This window comes from Pseudomonas sp. FeS53a (assembly GCF_000931385.1).
Taxonomy (GTDB): Bacteria; Pseudomonadota; Gammaproteobacteria; order Pseudomonadales; family Pseudomonadaceae; genus Metapseudomonas; species Metapseudomonas otitidis.
The window spans coordinates 21,010-34,910 of record NZ_JYFT01000064.1; the positions used below are offsets into that span (position 1 = coordinate 21,010).

A 13,901-nucleotide genomic window follows, 5' to 3' on the forward strand; every position below is an offset into this window, starting at 1 on the left:
CGGCGATCCTGCATCAGAGAAAAGGGCCCTTCGGGGCCCTTTTCTTTTGGATTGGTTAAAAGTTGACACCCCCTGGGGTCGTCCGTACAATTGCGCCTCCTTTTAACAGGCGTAGTCCGTCTGTTGGGGGCAAGCAGAGATAGAGTCTGAGGTCAAAATGCAAAACCAACAAATCCGTATTCGGTTGAAGGCTTTTGACCATCGCCTGATCGATCAATCCACCCAGGAAATCGTGGAAACCGCGAAACGTACTGGTGCTCAGGTGCGTGGTCCGATTCCTCTGCCTACTCGCAAGGAGCGGTATACCGTTCTGATTTCTCCGCACGTCAACAAGGACGCGCGCGATCAGTACGAAATCCGCACTCATAAGCGTGTTCTGGACATCGTCCAGCCGACGGATAAAACCGTTGACGCGCTGATGAAGCTCGACCTTGCTGCAGGCGTGGAAGTGCAGATCAGCCTCGGCTAATGACCTTCGGGTTCTTAGTCGTGTAACGCTCTGAAATGGGCGGCCATAGCGGGTGAAAGCCCCGTACACTCATGAGGTTTACAACATGACTATTGGTGTAGTCGGTCGTAAGTGCGGCATGACCCGCATTTTCACCGAAGAAGGTGTCTCCATTCCGGTTACGGTCATCGAGATCGAGCCGAATCGTGTGACCCAATTCAAAAGCGAAGAGTCCGATGGCTATCGCGCCGTGCAGGTAACTGTCGGTGAGCGTCGTGCCTCTCGCGTAACCAAGGCCCAGGCCGGTCACTTCGCCAAGGCGAGCGTGGCTGCTGGTCGTGGTGTCTGGGAGTTCCGTCTCGAAGAAGGCGAGTACCAGGCAGGCGACCAGATCACCGCCGAGATCTTCCAGGCTGGTCAGCTGGTTGATGTCACGGGTCAGTCCAAAGGTAAAGGCTTCGCCGGTACCATCAAGCGCTGGAATTTCCGTGGTCAAGACAATACCCACGGCAACTCCGTTTCTCACCGCGTCCCGGGCTCCATTGGCCAGTGCCAGACTCCTGGTCGTGTCTTCAAGGGCAAGAAAATGTCCGGTCACCTCGGTGCCGAGCGCGTAACCGTCCAGTCCCTGGAAGTGGTTCGTGTCGATGCTGAGCGCAACCTGCTGCTGGTCAAGGGTGCTGTTCCCGGCGCCACCGGTGGCGACGTGCTCGTGCGTCCGGCTGCCAAGGCTCGCGGTTAAGAGAGGAAGCTGAGATGCAATTGAATGTAAGTGGCGCTCAGGCTATCGAAGTCAGCGAGCGTACCTTTGGTGGTGAGTTCAACGAGACCCTGGTTCACCAAGCTGTCGTAGCCTACATGGCTGGCGGTCGTCAGGGCACCCGTGCGCAGAAGACCCGCTCCGAAGTTTCCGGTGGTGGCAAGAAGCCGTGGCGTCAGAAGGGCACTGGTCGTGCTCGTGCTGGCACCATTCGCAGCCCCATCTGGCGCTCCGGTGGTACCACCTTTGCTGCCAAGCCCCAGGATCACTCCCAGAAGCTCAACAAGAAGATGTACCGCGCAGCTCTGCGCTCCATCCTCTCCGAGTTGGTTCGTCAGGATCGTCTGGTTGTAGTGCCTGAGTTCGCTGTTGAAGCGCCGAAGACCAAAGCCCTGCTGGGCAAGCTGAATGGTCTGGGTCTGAGCGACGTGCTGATCATCTCCGATGACGTCGACCAGAACCTGTACCTTGCCGCTCGCAACCTGCCTCACGTCGATGTGCGTGATGTCCAGGGTTCCGATCCGGTAAGCCTGATCGCCTATGACAAGGTGCTGGTCACCGTGTCGGCCATCAAGAAATTCGAGGAGCTGCTGGCATGAACCAGGAACGCGTATTCAAAGTGCTGGTTGGCCCGCACATCTCCGAGAAGGCTACCGTTCTGGCAGATGGCAAGAGCCAATTCGTCTTCAAGGTTGCTTCCGATGCAACCAAGCTGGAAATCAAGAAGGCCGTAGAGAGCCTGTTCAGCGTGAAGGTCGCCGCAGTCAACACCCTGAACGTAAAGGGCAAGACCAAGCGCACCGTTCGTGGTCTGGGCAAGCGCAATGACTGGAAGAAAGCGTATATCGCTCTCCAGCCTGGCCAAGATCTCGATTTCGCCAGCAGCGCTGAGTAAAGGGGTGCATCATGGCAATCGTTAAATGCAAACCGACTTCCGCTGGCCGCCGTTTCGTGGTCAAGGTCGTCAACCAGGATCTGCACAAGGGTGCTCCCTATGCTCCGCTGGTTGAGAAGAAGTCCAAGTCCGGTGGTCGTAACAACAACGGCCGCATCACCACTCGCCACATTGGTGGTGGTCACAAGCAGCATTACCGCCTGGTCGACTTCCGTCGCAACAAGGATGGTATCCCTGCCGTTGTAGAGCGTATCGAATACGATCCGAACCGTACCGCGCACATCGCTCTGCTGAAGTACGCCGACGGCGAGCGTCGCTACATCATCGCTCCCAAGGGCGTTGTGGCGGGTGATCAGCTGATCTCCGGTGCCCATGCACCGATCAAGGTTGGCAACACCCTGCAGTTGCGCAATATCCCGGTTGGTAGCACCGTTCACGGTGTAGAGCTGAAGCCGGGTAAAGGTGCTCAACTGGTGCGTTCCGCTGGTGCTTCTGCTCAGCTGGTCGCCCGTGAAGGTGCCTATGTAACCCTGCGTCTCCGCTCCGGCGAAATGCGCAAGATTCTGGCCGAGTGCCGTGCGACCCTGGGCGAAGTCTCGAACTCCGAGCACAGCCTGCGCTCGCTGGGCAAGGCTGGTGCCAAGCGCTGGCGTGGCGTTCGTCCGACCGTTCGTGGTGTTGCCATGAACCCGGTCGACCACCCGCATGGTGGTGGTGAAGGTCGTACTTCTGGTGGTCGTCATCCGGTTTCGCCGTGGGGCTTCCCGACCAAGGGTGCGAAGACTCGCGCGAACAAACGCACTGACAACATGATTGTCCGTCGCCGTAAATAATCGAGGATACGACTGTGCCGCGTTCTCTGAAAAAAGGTCCCTTTATCGATCTTCACCTGTTGAAGAAGGTCGAAGTGGCGGTGGAAAAGAACGATCGCAAACCGGTCAAGACCTGGTCGCGTCGTTCCATCGTTCTGCCGCAGATGGTCGGTCTGACCATCGCTGTACACAACGGTCGCCAGCATGTCCCCGTTCTCGTGAACGAAGACATGGTCGGCCACAAACTGGGCGAGTTCGCCGCTACCCGCACCTATCGCGGGCATGCTGCGGACAAAAAGGCCAAGCGTTAAGGGGTAAGGAAAGATGGAAGTAGCCGCTAAGCTGTCGGGCGCTCGAATCTCCGCCCAGAAAGCCCGCTTGGTCGCCGACCAGATCCGCGGGAAGAAGGTGGGCGAGGCGCTCAACCTGCTGTCCTTCAGCAGCAAGAAAGCCGCTGAAATCATGAAGAAAGTGCTGGAGTCGGCCGTTGCCAACGCCGAGCACAACGAAGGCGCTGATGTGGATGACCTCAAGGTCTCCACCGTTTTCGTTAACGAAGGGCGTTCGCTGAAGCGCATCATGCCGCGTGCCAAGGGCCGCGCTGATCGCATCGTCAAGCGGTCTTGCCATATCACTGTCAAGGTTGCGGACAAGTAACGGAGTCGATCAGATGGGTCAGAAAGTACATCCCACTGGCATTCGCCTGGGAATCGTCAAGGAGCACACCTCCGTCTGGTACGCAGATAAGCGCACTTATGCCGACTATCTGTTTGCCGATCTGAAGGTCCGTGAGTACCTCCAAGACAAACTAAAAAGCGCGTCCGTAAGCCGTATCGATATCCATCGTCCGGCTCAAACCGCACGCATCACCATCCACACCGCTCGTCCCGGCATCGTGATCGGCAAGAAGGGTGAGGATGTCGAGAAGCTGCGCCAGGACCTGACCAAGCAAATGGGTGTGCCTGTGCACATCAACATCGAAGAGATCCGCAAGCCGGAACTCGACGGTATGCTGGTTGCTCAGAGCGTTGCTCAGCAGCTCGAGCGTCGCGTTATGTTCCGTCGCGCCATGAAGCGTGCGGTACAGAACGCCATGCGTCTTGGTGCCAAAGGCATCAAGATCCAGGTCAGTGGTCGTCTCGGCGGTGCCGAGATCGCGCGTACCGAGTGGTACCGCGAAGGCCGTGTGCCCCTGCACACCCTGCGCGCCGACATTGATTACGCAACCTACGAGGCTCACACCACTTACGGTGTGATCGGTGTGAAGGTTTGGATCTTCAAGGGCGAGGTCATTGGTGGCCGCCAGGAAGAGCTGAAGCCCGTAGCGCCCGCTCCTCGTAAAAAAGCTGCTAAGTAAGGAGTACGCAAAATGCTGCAACCCAAGCGTACAAAATTCCGCAAGCAGATGACCGGCCACAACCGTGGTCTGGCTCACCGCGGTAGCAAGGTCAGCTTCGGCGAGTTCGCCCTGAAGGCGGTTTCTCGCGGTCGTCTCACCGCTCGCCAGATCGAAGCGGCACGTCGTGCCCTGACCCGTCACGTGAAGCGTGGTGGCAAGATCTGGATCCGTGTATTCCCCGACAAACCTGTCACCAAGAAGCCCCTCGAAGTTCGTATGGGTAAAGGTAAGGGTGGCGTCGAGTACTGGGTAGCCCAGATCCAGCCGGGCAAAGTGCTCTACGAGATCGAGGGTGTTTCCGAAGAGCTGGCGCGTGAGGCCTTCGCCCTGGCTGCTGCAAAGCTGCCGCTCGCCACCTCCTTTGTTAAGCGGACGGTGATGTGATGAAAGCGAATGAACTTCGTGAAAAAACCGCAGAGCAGCTGAACGAGCAACTGCTCGGTCTGCTGCGCGACCAGTTCAACCTGCGTATGCAGAAGGCAACTGGCCAGTTGGGGCAGTCTCACCTGCTCTCGCAAGTGAAGCGCGACATCGCTCGCGTCAAGACTGTGCTGAACCAGCAGGCAGGTAAGTGATCATGGCTGAAGCTCAGAAAACCGTCCGCACGCTGACCGGCCGCGTCGTCAGCGACAAGATGGACAAAACCATCACCGTCCTGATCGAGCGCCGTGTAAAGCACCCGATCTACGGTAAATACGTGAAGCGCTCGACCAAGCTGCACGCTCACGACGAAACCAACCAGTGCCGCATCGGCGACAAGGTCACCATCCGTGAGACCCGTCCGCTGGCCAAGACCAAGTCCTGGGCGCTGGTGGAAATCGTCGAACGTGCCGTGGAAGTCTAAGGACTAAGGGTCGGAGAAAGATATGATTCAGACTCAATCCATGCTCGACGTCGCTGACAACAGCGGTGCTCGTCGCGTTATGTGCATCAAGGTCCTGGGTGGTTCGCACCGTCGTTATGCCGGTATCGGCGATATCATCAAGGTCACCGTCAAGGAAGCGATTCCCCGTGGCAAGGTCAAGAAAGGCCAGGTGATGACTGCTGTCGTGGTCCGCACCAAGCACGGTGTTCGCCGTCCTGATGGCTCCATCATCCGCTTCGACGGCAACGCTGCTGTTCTGCTGAACAACAAGCAAGAGCCGATCGGTACCCGCATCTTCGGGCCTGTGACCCGTGAGCTTCGTTCCGAGAAGTTCATGAAGATCGTCTCGCTCGCCCCTGAAGTGCTGTAAGGAGAAGCCGTCATGCAAAAGATTCGTCGTGACGACGAGATCATCGTCATCGCCGGCAAAGACAAGGGCAAGCGTGGCAAGGTGCTCAAGGTTCTCGCTGACGACCGTCTGGTCGTCGGTGGGATCAACCTGGTGAAGCGCCACACCAAGCCGAACCCGATGTCCGGCGTCCAGGGCGGTATCGTCGAGAAGGAGGCGCCCCTGCACGTCTCCAACGTCGCCATCTTCAATAGCGAAACCAACAAGGCTGACCGCGTTGGCTTCAAGATCGAAGACGGCAAAAAAATTCGTGTCTTCAAGTCCACCCAGAAGCCGGTTGGCGCTTGAGAATCATAGGTAGAACACCATGGCACGACTGAAAGAGATTTACCGGAAGCAAATCGCGCCCAAGCTGAAAGAAGAGCTGAAGCTGGCTAACGTGATGGAAGTTCCGCGTGTTACCAAGATCACCCTGAACATGGGTCTCGGCGAAGCTATCGGTGACAAGAAAGTCATCGAGAACGCAGTAGCCGACCTAGAAAAGATCACCGGTCAGAAGGCCGTCGTGACCTACGCCCGCAAGTCCATTGCCGGCTTCAAGGTTCGCGAGGGTTGGCCGATCGGTGTCAAGGTGACGCTGCGCCGCGATCGTATGTACGAGTTCCTGGATCGCCTGCTCTCCATCTCCCTGCCGCGCGTTCGTGACTTCCGCGGCCTGAATGCCAAGTCCTTCGATGGTCGCGGCAACTACAGCATGGGTGTGAAAGAGCAGATCATCTTCCCGGAAATCGATTACGACAAGATCGATGCGCTGCGTGGTCTGGACATCACCCTGACCACCACCGCCCGCAATGATGATGAAGGTCGCGCTCTGTTGCGCGCTTTCAACTTCCCCTTCCGCAACTGATTGGAGCAGGAATATGGCCAAACAGAGCATGAAGAACCGCGAGCTGAAGCGTCAGCTGACGGTCGCCAAGTACGCCAAGAAGCGTGCTGAGCTCAAAGCTATCATTGCCAACCCGAACTCCACTCCGGAAGCGCGTTGGGAAGCCCAGGTAGCCCTGCAGAAGCAGCCGCGTGACGCCAGCGCATCGCGCCTGCGTAACCGCTGCCGCATCACTGGCCGTCCGCACGGCGTTTACCGCAAGTTCGGGCTGTCCCGTAACAAGCTGCGTGAAGCCGCCATGCGTGGTGACGTTCCCGGTCTGGTCAAAGCCAGCTGGTAATGTCGAAGGTCGACGCCAGTCGTCGGCCTTTCATGGATGTGCCGAATCAAGCCCCGCAAGGGGCTTGATTCGTTTCTAGGGTCTCTCTAGAATATTCGGCTCGCCCGATTCAGGCCTTCTTGTGCCTGGAGCTCGCAGGTGACTCTAGCCGCAAGGCTATTCTTTTGTATTTAGGAGCAACTAGCCCATGAGTATGCAGGACCCGTTAGCGGACATGCTAACTCGTATCCGTAATGCCCAGATGGCTGAAAAGTCTGTCGTAAGCATGCCGTCCTCCAAGCTGAAGGTGGCGGTAGCCAACGTTCTGAAGAGCGAAGGTTACATCACGGGATACCAGGTCAGCAGCGATGTTAAGCCTCTGCTGTCCATCGAGCTGAAGTACTTCGAAGGCCGTCCGGTCATTGAAGAGCTGAAGCGCGTAAGTCGTCCTGGCCTGCGCCAGTACAAGTCCGTCGATCAGCTGCCGAAGGTTCGTGGCGGTCTGGGCGTTTCGATCGTGTCCACCAACAAAGGTGTGATGACTGATCGTGCTGCTCGCGCCGCTGGCGTTGGTGGCGAAGTGCTTTGCACTGTGTTCTAAGGGGGTTGAAGCATGTCTCGCGTTGCTAAGAACCCCGTCAAGCTGCCCGCTGGCGTTGAAATCAAGCTGGCTGGTCAGCAACTTTCCGTTAAGGGCGCCAAGGGCACTCTTGAGCTGAAAGTACATCCGTCCGTGGAAATCCTGCAGGAAAACGGCGAGCTTCGCTTTGCCGCTCGCAACGGCGACCAGCAGAACAAGGCCATGGCCGGTACCACCCGTGCGCTGGTGAACAACATGGTCGTAGGCGTCAGCCAAGGCTTCGAGCGCAAGCTCCAGCTGGTCGGCGTCGGCTACAAGGCTCAGGCCAAAGGCCAAGTGCTGTCCCTGGCTCTCGGCTTCTCCCATCCGGTTGACTACGAGCTTCCGCAAGGCGTAACCGCTGAAACCCCCAGCCAAACCGACATCCTGATCAAGGGTATCGACAAGCAGCTGGTTGGTCAGGTGGCCGCCGAGATCCGCGACTTCCGTCCGCCGGAGCCTTACAAAGGCAAGGGTGTACGTTACGCCGATGAAGTCGTGCGTCGTAAAGAAGCTAAGAAGAAGTAGGGCATAGCAAATGAGCGTAAAGAAAGAAACTCGTCTGCGTCGCGCTCGCAAGGCACGCCTGAAAATGCGCGAGCTGGAAGCCGTACGCCTCTGCGTATACCGCTCTTCCCAGCACATCTACGCCCAGGTCATTTCGGCCGACGGCGCCAAGGTCCTGGCCAGCGCCTCGACTCTGGACAAAGAACTGCGTAGCGGTGCCACCGGCAACGTTGACGCGGCCAAGAAAGTCGGCCAGCTGGTTGCCGAGCGCGCGAAAGCCGCTGGTGTTACCCAGGTAGCGTTCGATCGTTCTGGCTTCAAGTACCACGGTCGCGTCAAGGCGCTGGCCGATGCTGCTCGTGAAGGCGGGCTGGAGTTCTAAGTTATGGCGAACAACGAGCAAAAGCGCGACGAAGGCTACATCGAGAAGCTGGTTCAGGTTAACCGCGTTGCCAAGACCGTAAAGGGTGGCCGTATCTTCACCTTCACCGCGCTGACCGTGGTGGGTGATGGGAAAGGTCGCGTCGGTTTCGGTCGCGGCAAGTCCCGCGAAGTGCCTGCTGCAATCCAGAAGGCCATGGAAGCTGCCCGTCGCAACATGATCCAGGTCGAGCTGGATGGCACCACCCTGCAGTACCCCATCAAGTCCGCTCACGGCGCCTCCAAGGTGTTCATGCAGCCGGCTTCCGAAGGTACCGGGATCATCGCCGGCGGCGCCATGCGCGCTGTCCTGGAAGTGGCAGGTGTCCAAAACGTCCTGGCCAAGTGCTACGGCTCTACCAATCCGGTGAACGTGGTTTATGCCACCTTCAAGGGCCTGAAGAACATGCAGTCCCCTGAAGCTGTTGCAGCCAAGCGTGGCAAGAGCGTCGAGGAGATTCTCTGATCATGGCTACTGTAAAAGTTACGCTGGTCAAGAGCGTGAATGGCCGTCTGGCCAACCACAAAGCCTGCGTCAAGGGCCTTGGCCTGCGTCGTATCGGTCACACCGTAGAGGTTCAGGACACTCCTGAAAATCGCGGCATGATCAACAAGGCTTACTACCTTCTGCGTGTCGAGGGTTAATCCATGAAACTGAACGATCTGCGTTCCGCGCCGGGTGCCCGTCGCGAGAAGCACCGTCCGGGCCGTGGCATCGGTAGCGGTCTGGGCAAGACCGGTGGCCGTGGTCACAAAGGTCAGACCTCTCGCTCCGGTGGCACCATCGCTCCCGGCTTCGAGGGTGGTCAACAGCCCCTGCACCGCCGCCTGCCGAAGTTCGGCTTCGTCTCCCTGAAGGCCATGGATCGCGCAGAAGTGCGTACCTCCGAGCTGGGCAAGGTGGAAGGCGATGTCGTCACTCTGCAAGCGCTGAAGGATGCCAACGTGATCAACCAGAACGTGCAGCGTGTAAAAGTCATGCTGTCCGGCGAAGTTGCTCGCGCGGTCACCCTGAAGGGCATCGCCGCCACCAAAGGTGCGCGTGCGGCCATCGAAGCAGCTGGCGGTAAGTTCGAGGACTAAATGGCTAAGCAAGGTGCTCTCTCCGCGCTCAGCAATGGCGGATTGTCCGAGCTCTGGGCTCGACTGCGTTTCCTGTTCCTGGCGATCATCGTCTATCGGATCGGCGCGCACATCCCAGTGCCCGGTATCAACCCGGACCGGCTGGCCGAACTGTTCCGGCAGAACGAGGGGACCATTCTTAGCCTGTTCAACATGTTTTCCGGCGGCGCGCTGGAGCGCATGAGCATTTTTGCACTGGGGATCATGCCGTACATCTCGGCTTCGATCATCATGCAGCTCATGACCGCTATCAGCCCGCAGCTGGAGCAGTTGAAGAAGGAAGGTGAAGCTGGCCGTCGCAAGATCAGCCAGTACACCCGCTATGGCACCGTAGCCCTAGCACTGGTTCAGGCCATCGGCATGGCTGTTGGCCTGGCCAGTCAGGGCGTCGCTTTCTCGACTGATTTCGGCTTCCACTTCGTGGCAGTCACCACCTTCGTGGCGGGTGCACTGTTCATGATGTGGCTGGGCGAGCAGATCACCGAGCGCGGTGTCGGCAACGGTATCTCGATGCTTATCTTCGCGGGCATCGTTGCCGGTCTGCCGAGAGCGATTGGGCAGTCTTTCGAGTCTGCTCGTCAGGGCGATATCAACATCTTCGCCCTGATCGCCATCGGCCTCCTGGCTGTTGCGATCATCGGTTTTGTGGTGTTCATCGAGCGTGGTCAGCGCCGCATCGCGGTGCACTATGCCAAGCGTCAGCAGGGCCGCAAGGTTTTTGCTGCGCAGAACAGCCACCTGCCGCTGAAGGTGAACATGGCGGGCGTGATCCCGGCTATTTTCGCCAGCAGTATCCTGCTGTTCCCGGCCTCGCTGGGCGCATGGTTCGGTCAGTCCGAGAAAATGGGCTGGCTGCAGGACCTCTCGCAGGCGATCGCTCCTGGTCAGCCGTTGAACATTCTGCTGTTTAGTGCAGGGATCGTTTTCTTCTGCTTCTTCTACACAGCGCTGATGTTCAACCCGAAAGACGTGGCGGAGAACCTGAAGAAGTCCGGTGCCTTTATCCCGGGTATTCGTCCTGGTGAGCAGTCTGCGCGCTACATCGATGGCGTTCTGACTCGTCTGACCATGTTCGGTGCCCTGTACATGACGGCTGTCTGCCTGCTTCCCCAGTTCCTTGTGGTTGCGGCAAACGTTCCGTTCTACCTTGGCGGGACCTCGTTGCTGATCGTGGTCGTGGTTGTGATGGACTTTATGGCCCAAGTACAGTCGCACCTCGTTTCGCACCAGTATGAATCCCTCATGAAGAAAGCCAACCTGAAGGGCTACGGCGGCGGAATGCTCCGCTGACGCAGTGCCGTAAGGTTCTAGGAGTTACTGATGAAAGTTCGTGCATCGGTGAAGAAGCTGTGCCGTAACTGCAAGATCATTCGCCGCGACGGTATCGTTCGCGTGATCTGCAGCGCGGAGCCGCGTCACAAACAGCGCCAAGGCTGAGTGTGATTCACGCGTCGTGAGCCCGGCAGCTAGTGTGCTGCCGGGTTGATTATTCGTTATTACAGCGCTAATATCGCGCGCCCTATTTCTTGGCTTCCGGGGCACCGATAGCTGTCAACTGGAGTTTTCATTGAATGGCCCGTATTGCAGGCGTCAACATTCCAGATAACAAGCACACTGTTATCTCGCTGACCTACATCTACGGTGTTGGTCGCACCACCGCGCAGAACATCTGTGCGGCCACCGGCGTCAACCCGTCGGTGAAAATCAAGGATCTGACCGACGAGCAGCTCGAACAGCTGCGTGGCGAAGTGGCCAAGCTCACCACCGAGGGTGACCTGCGCCGCGAGATCAACATGAACATCAAGCGTCTGATGGACCTGGGTTGCTACCGCGGCCTGCGTCACCGTCGTGGTCTGCCTGTTCATGGCCAACGCACCAAGACCAACGCGCGCACCCGCAAGGGCCCGCGTAAGCCGATCCGCAAGTAATTTTGCGCCCGCGAATCGACAGGAATTAAGTCATGGCTAAGCCTGCTGCTCGTCCCCGTAAGAAAGTCAAGAAGACAGTGGTTGATGGGATCGCCCATATCCACGCTTCTTTCAACAACACCATCGTGACCATCACCGACCGTCAGGGCAACGCTCTGTCCTGGGCGACCTCCGGTGGTTCCGGTTTCCGTGGCTCCCGTAAGAGCACCCCGTTCGCTGCCCAGGTGGCTGCCGAGCGTGCCGGTCAGGCTGCTCTGGAATACGGTCTGAAGAACCTCGACGTCAACGTCAAGGGTCCCGGTCCGGGTCGCGAGTCCGCTGTGCGTGCTCTGAACGCCTGCGGCTACAAGATTGCCAGCATCACCGACGTGACGCCTATCCCGCACAACGGGTGCCGTCCGCCGAAGAAGCGTCGCGTGTAATAGGAGACAGTGAGAAATGGCTCGTTACATTGGTCCCAAATGCAAACTGTCCCGTCGTGAAGGCACTGACCTCTTCCTGAAGAGCGGCGCTCGTGCCCTCGAGTCCAAGTGCAACATCGAATCCGCTCCTGGTCAGCACGGTGCCCGTCGTGGCCGTCTGTCTGACTACGGCACTCAGCTGCGCGAGAAGCAGAAGGTCCGTCGTATCTACGGTGTACTGGAGCGTCAGTTCAGCGGTTACTACAAGGAAGCTGCCCGTCGCAAGGGCGCTACCGGCGAGAACCTGCTGCAACTCCTCGAGTGCCGTCTGGACAACGTCGTCTACCGTATGGGCTTCGGCGCTACCCGTTCCGAGTCCCGTCAGCTGGTTTCCCACAAGGCCATCAGCGTGAACGGCCAGACCGTCAACATCCCCTCCTATCAGGTCAAGGCTGGTGACGTAGTCGCTGTTCGCGAGAAGTCCAAGAACCAGCTTCGCATTGCTCAAGCCCTTGAGCTGTGCGCTCAGCGCGGTCGCGTTGAGTGGGTTGAAGTCGACGCCGACAAGAAGTCGGGCGTGTTCAAAAGCGTTCCGGCTCGTACTGATCTGTCCGCCGACATCAACGAAAACCTGATTGTCGAGCTCTACTCCAAGTAAGGGCTAGAAAATAGGTGCATCCATGCAGAGTTCGGTAAATGAGTTCCTGACCCCTCGCCACATCGATGTGCAAGCGGTCAGCACGACCCGCGCCAAGATCACGCTCGAGCCTCTCGAGCGTGGCTTCGGCCATACCCTGGGCAACGCGCTGCGTCGCATCCTGTTGTCCTCCATGCCTGGCTGTGCAGTAGTCGAGGCCGAAATCGACGGCGTACTCCATGAGTACAGCGCCATCGAAGGTGTTCAGGAAGACGTCATTGAAATCCTGCTCAACCTGAAAGGTCTGGCTGTCAAACTGCACGGCCGTGACGAAGTAACGCTGAACCTGGTCAAGAAAGGCCCGGGCGTTGTCACTGCTGCCGATATTCAGCTGGATCATGATGTCGAGATCGTCAACGGTGACCACGTCATCGCCAACCTGGCGGACAACGGCTCGCTGAACATGAAGCTGAAAGTGGCTCGCGGCCGTGGGTACGAACCCGCTGACGCGCGCCAGAGCGACGAAGACGAGAGCCGTAGCATTGGCCGTCTCCAGCTCGACGCTTCCTTTAGCCCGGTCCGTCGCGTTGCGTACGTCGTGGAAAACGCCCGTGTCGAGCAGCGCACCAACCTGGACAAGCTGGTCATCGACCTGGAAACCAACGGCACCCTGGATCCCGAAGAGGCTATCCGTCGCGCCGCTACCATCCTGCAACAGCAGCTGGCAGCGTTCGTGGACCTCAAAGGTGACAGCGAGCCCGTGGTCGTGGAACAGGAAGACGAGATCGATCCGATCCTCCTGCGCCCCGTCGACGACCTTGAGCTGACCGTGCGTTCGGCCAACTGCCTGAAGGCGGAGAACATCTACTACATCGGCGACCTGATTCAGCGTACCGAAGTAGAGCTGCTCAAGACTCCGAACCTGGGCAAGAAGTCCCTGACCGAGATCAAGGACGTCCTGGCCTCCCGTGGTCTGTCCCTCGGCATGCGCCTCGACAACTGGCCGCCGGCAAGTCTTAAGAAGGACGACAAGGCGACTGCCTGATCGTCGTAATCACCGAACGTCTTAGTTTGGTAAGGAATTGAACCATGCGTCATCGTAAAAGTGGCCGTCACCTCAGCCGCACCAGCGCTCACCGCAAGGCCATGTTCCAGAACATGGCGGTATCGCTGTTCGAGCACGAACTGATCAAAACCACCCTGCCCAAAGCCAAGGAACTGCGTCGCGTTGCCGAGCCGCTGATCACCCTGGCCAAGGAAGACAGCGTTGCCAACCGTCGTCTGGCCTTCGACCGTACCCGTTCGAAAGCCATCGTTGGCAAACTGTTCAACGATCTGGGCAAGCGCTACGCCAACCGTCAGGGCGGCTACCTGCGCATCCTGAAGTGCGGCTTCCGCGCTGGCGACAACGCCCCCATGGCGTATGTCGAACTGGTTGACCGTCCGGTCGCTGGTGAAGTCGAAGCCGCTGCCGAGTAATCGGTCGCTGCGAAGAAACCGGGCCTAGTGCCCGGTTTTTTTATACCTGCGATCT

Annotated in this window: 28 protein-coding genes; all 28 read left to right on the forward strand. The window is 58.4% G+C overall.

Going from position 1 to position 13,901, the window contains the following annotated elements; translation table 11 throughout:
* The first annotated feature begins 157 nt into the window (after positions 1-157).
* The gene (gene rpsJ, locus SZ55_RS20805) at positions 158-469 is read left to right on the forward strand and encodes a 30S ribosomal protein S10 (protein WP_003243886.1); all 312 of its coding nucleotides are present in this window, start codon (positions 158-160) and stop codon (positions 467-469) included.
* A gap of 85 nt (positions 470-554) precedes the next feature.
* A complete protein-coding gene (gene rplC / locus SZ55_RS20810; RefSeq protein WP_044410965.1) occupies positions 555-1,190 on the forward strand; it encodes a 50S ribosomal protein L3 in 636 nt (211 codons plus the stop codon).
* A gap of 14 nt (positions 1,191-1,204) precedes the next feature.
* Positions 1,205-1,807, forward strand: a complete 603-nt coding sequence (gene rplD / locus SZ55_RS20815) for a 50S ribosomal protein L4 (RefSeq protein ID WP_044410967.1) — start codon at positions 1,205-1,207, stop codon at positions 1,805-1,807.
* The gene (rplW, locus tag SZ55_RS20820; protein WP_044410970.1) at positions 1,804-2,103 is read left to right on the forward strand and encodes a 50S ribosomal protein L23; all 300 of its coding nucleotides are present in this window, start codon (positions 1,804-1,806) and stop codon (positions 2,101-2,103) included. Before rplD ends, rplW begins: the two co-directional genes overlap by 4 nt.
* 11 nt (positions 2,104-2,114) lie before the next feature.
* Positions 2,115-2,936: a 50S ribosomal protein L2 gene (rplB, locus tag SZ55_RS20825; RefSeq protein ID WP_044410973.1), complete on the forward strand. Its 822-nt coding sequence runs from the start codon at positions 2,115-2,117 to the stop codon at positions 2,934-2,936.
* Positions 2,937-2,950: 14 nt separating this feature from the next.
* Positions 2,951-3,226, forward strand: coding sequence for a 30S ribosomal protein S19 (gene rpsS / locus SZ55_RS20830; RefSeq protein WP_027590504.1), 276 nt, complete (start codon positions 2,951-2,953; stop codon positions 3,224-3,226).
* A gap of 13 nt (positions 3,227-3,239) precedes the next feature.
* Positions 3,240-3,572 (forward strand): 50S ribosomal protein L22, encoded by a 333-nt coding sequence (gene rplV / locus SZ55_RS20835; RefSeq protein WP_044410997.1) that lies wholly within the window; start codon positions 3,240-3,242, stop codon positions 3,570-3,572.
* 13 nt (positions 3,573-3,585) lie between these two features.
* Positions 3,586-4,272 carry a 30S ribosomal protein S3 gene (gene rpsC, locus SZ55_RS20840; RefSeq protein ID WP_044411000.1) on the forward strand — a complete coding sequence of 229 codons (687 nt, stop codon included), beginning with the start codon at positions 3,586-3,588 and terminating at the stop codon, positions 4,270-4,272.
* Positions 4,273-4,284: 12 nt separating this feature from the next.
* Entirely contained in the window at positions 4,285-4,698 is a 414-nt protein-coding gene (gene rplP / locus SZ55_RS20845) for a 50S ribosomal protein L16 (protein ID WP_044411003.1), read from the forward strand.
* Positions 4,698-4,889, forward strand: coding sequence for a 50S ribosomal protein L29 (rpmC, locus tag SZ55_RS20850; RefSeq protein WP_044411006.1), 192 nt, complete (start codon positions 4,698-4,700; stop codon positions 4,887-4,889). The genes rplP and rpmC overlap by 1 nt, the downstream gene beginning before the upstream one ends.
* Positions 4,890-4,891: 2 nt before the next feature.
* Positions 4,892-5,158 (forward strand): 30S ribosomal protein S17, encoded by a 267-nt coding sequence (rpsQ, locus tag SZ55_RS20855; protein WP_044411009.1) that lies wholly within the window; start codon positions 4,892-4,894, stop codon positions 5,156-5,158.
* A 22-nt stretch (positions 5,159-5,180) separates the two neighbouring features.
* Complete coding sequence (rplN, locus tag SZ55_RS20860; RefSeq protein WP_003448734.1) at positions 5,181-5,549, forward strand: 50S ribosomal protein L14; 369 nt, start codon at positions 5,181-5,183, stop codon at positions 5,547-5,549.
* A gap of 12 nt (positions 5,550-5,561) precedes the next feature.
* On the forward strand, positions 5,562-5,876 hold the full coding sequence (gene rplX, locus SZ55_RS20865) for a 50S ribosomal protein L24 (protein ID WP_044411011.1): 315 nt from the start codon (positions 5,562-5,564) through the stop codon (positions 5,874-5,876).
* Positions 5,877-5,895: 19 nt separating this feature from the next.
* Entirely contained in the window at positions 5,896-6,435 is a 540-nt protein-coding gene (rplE, locus tag SZ55_RS20870) for a 50S ribosomal protein L5 (protein ID WP_044411014.1), read from the forward strand.
* Between the two features lie 13 nt (positions 6,436-6,448).
* Entirely contained in the window at positions 6,449-6,754 is a 306-nt protein-coding gene (gene rpsN, locus SZ55_RS20875; RefSeq protein WP_044411017.1) for a 30S ribosomal protein S14, read from the forward strand.
* A gap of 187 nt (positions 6,755-6,941) precedes the next feature.
* Positions 6,942-7,334 (forward strand): 30S ribosomal protein S8, encoded by a 393-nt coding sequence (rpsH, locus tag SZ55_RS20880; protein WP_044411020.1) that lies wholly within the window; start codon positions 6,942-6,944, stop codon positions 7,332-7,334.
* Between the two features lie 12 nt (positions 7,335-7,346).
* Positions 7,347-7,880: a 50S ribosomal protein L6 gene (gene rplF, locus SZ55_RS20885; RefSeq protein ID WP_044411021.1), complete on the forward strand. Its 534-nt coding sequence runs from the start codon at positions 7,347-7,349 to the stop codon at positions 7,878-7,880.
* A 10-nt stretch (positions 7,881-7,890) separates the two neighbouring features.
* Positions 7,891-8,241 (forward strand): 50S ribosomal protein L18, encoded by a 351-nt coding sequence (gene rplR, locus SZ55_RS20890; protein ID WP_044411023.1) that lies wholly within the window; start codon positions 7,891-7,893, stop codon positions 8,239-8,241.
* Positions 8,242-8,244: 3 nt separating this feature from the next.
* Complete coding sequence (rpsE, locus tag SZ55_RS20895) at positions 8,245-8,745, forward strand: 30S ribosomal protein S5 (protein WP_044411025.1); 501 nt, start codon at positions 8,245-8,247, stop codon at positions 8,743-8,745.
* A gap of 2 nt (positions 8,746-8,747) precedes the next feature.
* Positions 8,748-8,924 carry a 50S ribosomal protein L30 gene (gene rpmD, locus SZ55_RS20900; RefSeq protein WP_036991154.1) on the forward strand — a complete coding sequence of 59 codons (177 nt, stop codon included), beginning with the start codon at positions 8,748-8,750 and terminating at the stop codon, positions 8,922-8,924.
* A 3-nt stretch (positions 8,925-8,927) separates the two neighbouring features.
* Positions 8,928-9,362 (forward strand): 50S ribosomal protein L15, encoded by a 435-nt coding sequence (gene rplO / locus SZ55_RS20905; RefSeq protein WP_044411045.1) that lies wholly within the window; start codon positions 8,928-8,930, stop codon positions 9,360-9,362.
* Positions 9,363-10,691, forward strand: coding sequence for a preprotein translocase subunit SecY (gene secY, locus SZ55_RS20910; protein WP_044411046.1), 1,329 nt, complete (start codon positions 9,363-9,365; stop codon positions 10,689-10,691).
* A gap of 30 nt (positions 10,692-10,721) precedes the next feature.
* Positions 10,722-10,838, forward strand: a complete 117-nt coding sequence (rpmJ, locus tag SZ55_RS20915; protein WP_003093693.1) for a 50S ribosomal protein L36 — start codon at positions 10,722-10,724, stop codon at positions 10,836-10,838.
* A gap of 134 nt (positions 10,839-10,972) precedes the next feature.
* Positions 10,973-11,329 (forward strand): 30S ribosomal protein S13, encoded by a 357-nt coding sequence (rpsM, locus tag SZ55_RS20920; RefSeq protein WP_044411054.1) that lies wholly within the window; start codon positions 10,973-10,975, stop codon positions 11,327-11,329.
* 32 nt (positions 11,330-11,361) lie between these two features.
* Entirely contained in the window at positions 11,362-11,751 is a 390-nt protein-coding gene (rpsK, locus tag SZ55_RS20925) for a 30S ribosomal protein S11 (RefSeq protein WP_003093689.1), read from the forward strand.
* Positions 11,752-11,767: 16 nt separating this feature from the next.
* Entirely contained in the window at positions 11,768-12,388 is a 621-nt protein-coding gene (rpsD, locus tag SZ55_RS20930) for a 30S ribosomal protein S4 (RefSeq protein WP_044411057.1), read from the forward strand.
* Positions 12,389-12,410: 22 nt separating this feature from the next.
* Positions 12,411-13,412, forward strand: coding sequence for a DNA-directed RNA polymerase subunit alpha (locus SZ55_RS20935; protein ID WP_044411060.1), 1,002 nt, complete (start codon positions 12,411-12,413; stop codon positions 13,410-13,412).
* Between the two features lie 44 nt (positions 13,413-13,456).
* A complete protein-coding gene (gene rplQ / locus SZ55_RS20940; protein WP_016490551.1) occupies positions 13,457-13,846 on the forward strand; it encodes a 50S ribosomal protein L17 in 390 nt (129 codons plus the stop codon).
* The last annotated feature ends 55 nt before the right edge of the window (positions 13,847-13,901 follow it).